7 protein-coding genes are annotated in these 7,224 nt (G+C 71.8%); 4 read left to right on the top strand and 3 right to left on the bottom strand.

The window, feature by feature from the left end; all coding sequences use genetic code 11:
• The first annotated feature begins 199 nt into the window (after positions 1-199).
• Positions 200-790 (top strand): malonic semialdehyde reductase, encoded by a 591-nt coding sequence (locus MHW47_RS29870; RefSeq protein ID WP_239226943.1) that lies wholly within the window; start codon positions 200-202, stop codon positions 788-790.
• 85 nt (positions 791-875) lie between these two features.
• On the opposite strand, the gene MHW47_RS29865 is transcribed toward MHW47_RS29870, so the two are convergent.
• A complete protein-coding gene (locus MHW47_RS29865; protein WP_239226941.1) occupies positions 876-1,394 on the bottom strand; it encodes a DUF4245 domain-containing protein in 519 nt (172 codons plus the stop codon).
• Between the two features lie 143 nt (positions 1,395-1,537).
• Between MHW47_RS29865 and glpX the strand changes: the two genes are divergently transcribed.
• Positions 1,538-2,569, top strand: a complete 1,032-nt coding sequence (glpX, locus tag MHW47_RS29860; RefSeq protein WP_239226939.1) for a class II fructose-bisphosphatase — start codon at positions 1,538-1,540, stop codon at positions 2,567-2,569.
• Between the two features lie 102 nt (positions 2,570-2,671).
• On the opposite strand, the gene MHW47_RS29855 is transcribed toward glpX, so the two are convergent.
• On the bottom strand, positions 2,672-3,043 hold the full coding sequence (locus MHW47_RS29855) for a WhiB family transcriptional regulator (RefSeq protein WP_239226937.1): 372 nt from the start codon (positions 3,041-3,043) through the stop codon (positions 2,672-2,674).
• Between the two features lie 166 nt (positions 3,044-3,209).
• Positions 3,210-3,893 carry a DUF1707 domain-containing protein gene (locus MHW47_RS29850; RefSeq protein WP_239226936.1) on the bottom strand — a complete coding sequence of 228 codons (684 nt, stop codon included), beginning with the start codon at positions 3,891-3,893 and terminating at the stop codon, positions 3,210-3,212.
• A gap of 173 nt (positions 3,894-4,066) precedes the next feature.
• Here MHW47_RS29850 and MHW47_RS29845 point away from each other — a divergent pair, with 173 nt between their 5' ends.
• Entirely contained in the window at positions 4,067-5,743 is a 1,677-nt protein-coding gene (locus MHW47_RS29845; RefSeq protein WP_275449808.1) for a fumarate hydratase, read from the top strand.
• A gap of 147 nt (positions 5,744-5,890) precedes the next feature.
• Entirely contained in the window at positions 5,891-7,093 is a 1,203-nt protein-coding gene (locus MHW47_RS29840) for an MFS transporter (protein ID WP_239226945.1), read from the top strand.
• Positions 7,094-7,224: the final 131 nt, after the last annotated feature.

The raw sequence follows: 7,224 nt of genomic DNA, 5'->3' as shown, positions 1-7,224 counted from the left end.
GGTCGGGCGCGGTCGGCTCGGGCGGTGCGGCGAGCGCCCGCAGCCCCTGGGGGCGGGGTATTCCGGGATTCCGGGGTGAGCCTCCCCACTCCTCATTTAGTTGAACGTTAACGCACTTTCGCCGTACGGTGATCCACGTCGCCGATCCCCGTGGTCGCGGCCCGATCCCCCCGCGTACGTCCGGAAGGTGTTTCGCCCGATGTCCCTCGTTCTTGACCCCGCCGCCCAGGACCTCCTCTTCCGTGAGGCCCGCACCGCCAACACGTTCACCGACGAGCCGGTGAGCGACGAGCAGGTCCAGGCCATCTACGACCTGGTCAAGTACGGCCCGACCGCCTTCAACCAGTCGCCGCTGCGCGTCGTGCTGGTGCGTTCGGACGACGCGCGTGCGCGCCTCGTGCAGCACATGGCCGAGGGCAACCAGGCCAAGACCTCCACCGCGCCGCTGGTCGCGATCCTGGCCGCCGACAACGAGTTCCACGAGGAGCTGCCGGGCCTGCTGCCGCACTTCCCGCAGGCCAAGGACCTGTTCTTCTCGGAGCGCCCGGTCCGCGAGTCCGCCGCCTCGCTCAACGCCGCCCTCCAGGCCGCGTACTTCATCATCGGCGTGCGCGCCGCCGGCCTGGCCGCCGGCCCGATGACCGGCTTCGACGCCGCGGGCATCGAGAAGGAGTTCCTGGACGGCGACCACAGCCTGCTGATGGTCGTCAACATCGGCAAGCCGGGCGAGGATGCCTGGTTCCCGCGCCTGCCGCGCCTCGCCTACGACGAGGTCGTCAAGACCGTCTGAGCCGCGTTCCCCGGAACCGGACACCACGCGGGGAGGGCCCCGGAGCGATTCGCTCCGGGGCCCTCCCCGTAGGTGTGCGCGGGCGTCAGGACGTCCTGAGCGCCGCCGCCATCTCCGCCAGCCGCTCCGGCGGCGCCGAGCCGGTCACCACGGTCGTGGCGCCGTCCTCCTCGCGCACCAGCGCGTCGTACTTCGGGCCCTCCCAGCGCCGCCAGGTCTTCCCCGCGACCTCCTGCGTGCGCCCGGTGTCCTCGGCCTTCTGGCTCACCTGGCTGATGTAGGTCCTGGCCGGGGAGGTGGACTGCTCGACCGCGACGTACCGGCCGTCCGGGTCGAGGAAGCCCAGGTGCCAGCTGTTGCCCGCGGCCCCGTCGTACGTGACCGAGGTGGCCTTCCAGCCCTCCGGCAGACCGCTGGGGGCCGCCACCGGGTACGGCGCGGCGCGGCGCGCGGTCGCGAGTTCGACCCGGTAGTCGACCGCCTTGAGCGGGTCGCCGGAATCGTCGTGCGGAATGAAGATGTAGACGACGCCCGACACCGCGGCGATCGCCAACAACGACAGGATCATGTCCCGGACGGTCTGCTTGCCTCGCTTGCTTGCCACGGGTCCATCGTCGCATCAGCCCCTGCGGGACCGAATCGGGGGCCACCCCGCTCAAACGTGACCCGGTCTGCTCATTTTATCGGCCTGGCGATAGAGTCAGATCACCCTCATCCGGTCGTCGCCGTACAGAAAGGTGCGCTCCGATGTCCGAGCATCATCTGCCGTCCCAACTGGAGGTCTCCCCGGAGGCCCCCGACCGCAACCTCGCGCTGGAGCTGGTCCGGGTCACCGAGGCCGCCGCCATGGCCGCCGGGCGCTGGGTCGGCCGCGGGGACAAGATCGGGGCCGACGGCGCCGCCGTGAACGCCATGCGGACCCTCGTCTCCACCGTGTCCATGAACGGCGTCGTCGTCATCGGTGAGGGCGAGAAGGACGAGGCGCCCATGCTGTTCAACGGCGAGCACGTGGGCGACGGCACCGGGCCCGAGGTGGACATCGCCGTGGACCCGATCGACGGCACGACGCTGAACGCCAAGGGCATGCCGAACGCGATCGCCGTCCTGGCCGCCGCCGACCGGGGCGCGATGTTCGACCCGTCCGCCGTCTTCTACATGGACAAGCTGGTCACCGGCCCCGAGGCGGCCGACTTCGTGGACATCAACGCCCCCGTGGAGGCGAACATCCGCCGGGTCGCCCGGGCGAAGAACTCCACGCCCGAGGACGTCACGGTCGTCGTGCTGGACCGGCCCCGCCACGAGGGCATCGTCAGGGAGATCCGGGAGACCGGCGCCCGGATCAAGTTCATCTCCGACGGCGACGTGGCCGGGTCGATCATGGCCGCCCGCGAGGGCACCGGCGTGGACCTGCTGATGGGCATCGGCGGCACGCCCGAGGGCATCATCTCGGCCTGCGCCATAAAGTGCCTCGGCGGTGTGATCCAGGGCAAGCTCTGGCCGAAGGACGAGGCGGAGCGCCGGCGCGCCCTGGACGCCGGGCACGACCTGGACCGGGTGCTGTCCACGGACGACCTGGTCGGCGGGGACAACGTGTTCTTCGTGGCGACCGGGATCACCGACGGCGAGCTGATGCGCGGGGTGCGCTACCGCTCGGAGACCGCGACCACCGAGTCCATCGTCATGCGATCGAAGTCCGGCACCATCCGGACCATCAGCTCCACCCACCGGCTGTCGAAGCTGCGCGCCTACAGCGCCATCGACTTCGACCGCGCGAAGTAACCGCCCGGCCCCACCCCACGGCCGGCGGCCGCGCGTCCGCCCGAAGAGGCGCCCCCCATGTGCGGTGGGGGCGCCTCTTCGTATGCGTAGGGGGCGGGGCGGTCAGCCGGCCGCCGCGATCCGGCCGGTCGCGCCCGACGTCTTCAGTTCCACATCGCGCCGTCTGCGCCGGGCCAGCGCCACACGGCGCTCGGCGGCCGTGAGGCCGCCCCACACCCCGTACGGCTCGGGCTGCATCAGGGCGTGCTCGCGGCACTCCACCATCACGGGGCACCGCGCGCAGACCCGCTTGGCGGACTCCTCGCGCGAGAGGCGGGCGGCGGTCGGCTCCTTCGACGGGGCGAAGAACAGCCCGGCCTCGTCCCGGCGGCACACCGCCTCCGAGTGCCACGGGCCGGCCTGGTCCTCCCGAGCGGGAATCCGCTGCGGTGGGACGGCGGCGACCTGCAGGGGCTGAGGCGGCAGTTGCAGCACGGTCCACTCCTGACGACGGCTTCGCGAGCGAGATGCGATGCAGCAGTCCCTACCCGCTGTGCGTGCGCCTATGCACTGAGTGGCACTCAGGTCCGTACCGCGTACCTGCGGTCGAGCCCCTTTTCGGCCGGAAAGAATCGCTGCCGGAACGCGCGTCCGGAGGCCGTCAGTGGTCGAGGTGCTTGCCGAGGTGCTTGCGCACCCGGTCCTGGAGGTCGGCGATGAACTTGCCGCGCTTCGGCTTCGCCTCGACGCTGCCGAACACCGCGTATCCGTTGACGACGACCACCGGGGCCTCGGGGTCGGCGGATTCGAGCGTACGGACCTCGAAGCTGCCGAAAATGCCCGTACCGCTGCCGCGCATGGAGATGTTCTCGGGCACCCGGATGTCCACGCTGCCGAAGACGGACGTCGCGTTGATCACCGTCAGACGCTGGCCGAAAAGAGCCTCCGTCAGGTCGATTTCCACACTGCCGAAAAGCGAGAAGGCGTTGGTACGGGCGCCCACCCGCCAACGGCCCCTGCGCGTCGAGCTGCTGAAGATCGCCACCAGGTTCTCGGCGGGCCCGGACGCCGGTTCGGGGCCGTAGGCGTACGGGGAGGCGGTGGCGGTTCCGGGCGCGGGGCCCGCCGGCGCCGGCAGGTCCCGGACGAGCGGCTCCAGCTCGCCGACGGTCTTGGCGCGGTAGACGGAGTCGATCCGCTCGGCGTGCTCGTCGGCGGTCAGCCGGCCCTCGGCCAGCGCTTCCCGCAGGATGTCCGCGATCCGGTCGCGGTCCGCGTCGGAGGCACGGATGACGTCGGTGTCCGCCGGTGCGGTGGGCTGCTGGGGCTGCTTCTCGAGGTCCACCGCCCCAGCGTACCGAAACGCGATAGATCGCGACAGGGGCGGTGCGGCGCGGCGCGGGCGGGCCCCGGGGAGCCCCGGGTGAGCCCTACCTCACAAGCCCGGCGCTTCCCGCGCGTCCTACCCTGGTGGGTGCGCTGCCCAAGGGTGGTCAGCCGCTGTCTGCCGAGTGAGGAATGGCCGTAATGCCAGAGTTTGCGTACTCCGATCTGCTCCCGCTGGGAGAGGACACCACGCCGTATCGTCTGGTCACCGCGGAGGGTGTGTCCACCTTCGAGGCCGACGGACGTACGTTCCTCAAGGTCGAGCCGGAGGCGCTGCGCACCCTGGCCGCCGAGGCCATGCACGACATCTCGCACTACCTGCGGCCCGCGCACCTCGCGCAGCTGCGGCGGATCGTGGACGACCCGGAGGCGTCGTCCAACGACAAGTTCGTCGCGCTCGACCTGCTGAAGAACGCGAACATCGCCGCCGCGGGCGTGCTGCCCATGTGCCAGGACACCGGCACGGCGATCGTCATGGGCAAGCGCGGGCAGAACGTGCTGACCGCGGGCGGTGACGAGGAGGCCCTGTCGCGCGGCATCTTCGACGCGTACACCAAGCTCAACCTGCGCTACTCGCAGATGGCCCCGCTGACCATGTGGGAGGAGAAGAACACCGGCTCCAACCTCCCGGCGCAGATCGAGCTGTACGCCACCGACGGCGGCGCGTACAAGTTCCTCTTCATGGCCAAGGGCGGCGGCTCGGCCAACAAGTCGTTCCTGTTCCAGGAGACGAAGGCGGTCCTCAACGAGGCCTCCATGATGAAGTTCCTGGAGGAGAAGATCCGTTCGCTGGGGACGGCGGCCTGCCCGCCGTACCACCTGGCGATCGTCGTCGGCGGTACGTCCGCCGAGTTCGCGCTCAAGACTGCGAAGTACGCCTCGGCCCACTACCTGGACGAGCTGCCCGCCGAGGGCTCCCCCACCGGGCACGGCTTCCGGGACAAGGAGCTGGAGCAGAAGGTCTTCGAGCTGACGCAGCGAATCGGCATCGGGGCGCAGTTCGGCGGCAAGTACTTCTGCCACGACGTCCGCGTGGTGCGGCTGCCCCGGCACGGCGCCTCGCTGCCCGTCGCCATCGCCGTGTCCTGCTCGGCGGACCGCCAGGCCACCGCGAAGATCACCGCCGAGGGCGTCTTCCTGGAGCAGCTGGAGAAGGACCCGGCCCGCTTCCTGCCGGACACCACGGACGAGCAGCTGGAGAGCGAGGGCGACGTCGTCCGCATCGACCTGAACCGGCCGATGGACGAGATCCTCGCGGAGCTGACGAAGTACCCGGTCAAGACCCGGCTCTCGCTGACCGGTCCGCTGGTCGTGGCGCGCGACATCGCGCACGCCAAGATCAAGGAGCGCCTGGACGCGGGCGAGGAGATGCCGCAGTACCTCAAGGACCACCCGGTGTACTACGCGGGCCCGGCGAAGACCCCCGAGGGCTACGCCTCCGGTTCCTTCGGCCCGACCACGGCCGGCCGCATGGACAGCTACGTCGCCCAGTTCCAGGCGGCGGGCGGCTCCAAGGTCATGCTCGCCAAGGGCAACCGCTCCAAGCAGGTGACCGACGCGTGCGCCGAGCACGGCGGCTTCTACCTCGGCTCGATCGGCGGCCCGGCGGCCCGGCTCGCGCAGGACTGCATCAAGAAGGTCGAGGTCGTCGAGTACGAGGAGCTCGGCATGGAGGCGGTCTGGCGGATCGAGGTGGAGGACTTCCCCGCGTTCGTCGTCGTCGACGACAAGGGCAACGACTTCTTCACCGAGCCCGCTCCGGCGCCGACGTTCACCAGCATTCCGGTGCGCGGCCCCGGACTGGGCTGATTCCCGCGCCGCCGGAGGGGCTTCCCCTCCGGCGGCGCCGCTTCTGCCAGGGGGGTGCGCACCAGCATGGGGATGATCTCCGCCCGCGGGCGGGAAGGGACGGATGCCGCCGGGCCGCCGCGCGGCGAGCGCGTGTTCCGCCTTCTGGTGGCCGGGTACGCGGTCTCCTCGTACGGCACGTTCCTCAACATGGTGGCGCTCAATCTCTTCGTCTACGAGACGACGGGGCGGGCGCTCGCCATGGGGCTGTTCATGGCGGTCCGGCTGGGCGCCGGATTCGTCGCCGGCCTGGTCGCGGGGGCGCTGCTCGCGCGCCGCTCGGCGAAGAGCGTGCTGCTCTGGACGAACGTGGCGCAGGGCGCGGTGCTGGTGCCGCTGATCGCGGCGCCCGAGTCCTGGCGTACGCCCTCGCTGTTCGCCGTCTCCGTGGTGGCCGGGAGCTGCGGGACGCTGTTCATGGTGGCCCTGCGCAGCTCCGTACCGGAGATGGTGGGTGAGGAGCGGCGGGGCTGGGCGAACTCGCTCTCGGTGACCGGGCGTTCGCTGGCCATGGTGGCCGGGTTCGCCTCGGCGGGTGTCGTCGTCTCCCTGGTGGGGTACACCGCCGCGTTCGCCGTGGACCTGGGCACCTTCGCGGTGTGCGCGCTGACGGTGGCCCTGCTGCCGGTCGCGGGCGGCGGGAAGGGCGGCCGGGACGGGGCGGTACGCGAGCGGCCCCGGCGGGCCCGGCCGCGCAAGCCGGTCGCGTTCGCCGCGCTGGCGGCCGTGCCGGGGCTGGGGCTGATGGTCGCGCTGCGCGGGGTGGACGCGCTGGGCTCCTCCTCGCACAACGCGGCGCTGCCGGTGCACTCCGCCGCGCTGGACGCCGCGCGCCCCGCCCTGTTCGTGAGCGCCTTCTGGTGCCTGTGGGCGGTCGGCAACATCGCGGCGCAGCAGGTGATCCAGCGGTACGGGCGGCGCACCGGCCGGTCCGCGGGCGCGGCGGCCTTCGGCTACGGCACCTGTGTGATGTCGACGGCCTTCGTCCTGGCGTTCGCGGGGTTCCCGGCGGCGGCCACGGCCGTGGTCGCGCTGATCGCGGGCGCGGCGGACGGGCTGACCGAGGTGGCGTACACCTCGCATCTCCAGACCCTGCCGGCGGGGCCGCGCGCGCACGCGTTCGGGCTCTCCGCGACGGTGGAGAACCTGGGCTTCGGCGTCGGGATGATCGCCGTCGCGGCGGCCCTGGAGCACACGAGCCCGCTCGCGGTCGTCGGCTGGTCGCACGGCGCGGCGCTCGTGCTCGCGGCGGTGTTCCTCGTCCGGACGGCGATGACGCGCGCCCGGCGCACCGCCCCGTCGGCGCCGTGACCCGCACGCCGCGGCGGAACACCGGGCCCGTACACGTACGGCGAATATCAGCCAATCTCCCGTGATCGGGGCGGCGGCCGCGCGACGAGGCCGGCCGGGCCCGCGCGGAGCCGGCAGGGACCGGGCCGGGG

The sequence above is a fragment of the Streptomyces sp. OfavH-34-F genome (assembly GCF_022347745.1).
Lineage (GTDB): Bacteria > Actinomycetota > Actinomycetes > Streptomycetales > Streptomycetaceae > Streptomyces.
The sequence above is the reverse complement of the archived record's forward strand: the minus strand, read 5'-3'. Positions and strand labels throughout refer to the sequence as shown.

What these genes read in the sequence shown, in the direction of transcription:
- glpX (WP_239226939.1), top strand. Translation starts at nt 1,538, where the DNA reads ATGTCCGAGCATCATCTGCCGTCCCAACTGGAGGTCTCCCCGGAGGCC.
- MHW47_RS29870 (WP_239226943.1), top strand. Translation starts at nt 200, where the DNA reads ATGTCCCTCGTTCTTGACCCCGCCGCCCAGGACCTCCTCTTCCGTGAG.
- MHW47_RS29845 (WP_275449808.1), top strand. Translation starts at nt 4,067, where the DNA reads ATGGCCGTAATGCCAGAGTTTGCGTACTCCGATCTGCTCCCGCTGGGA.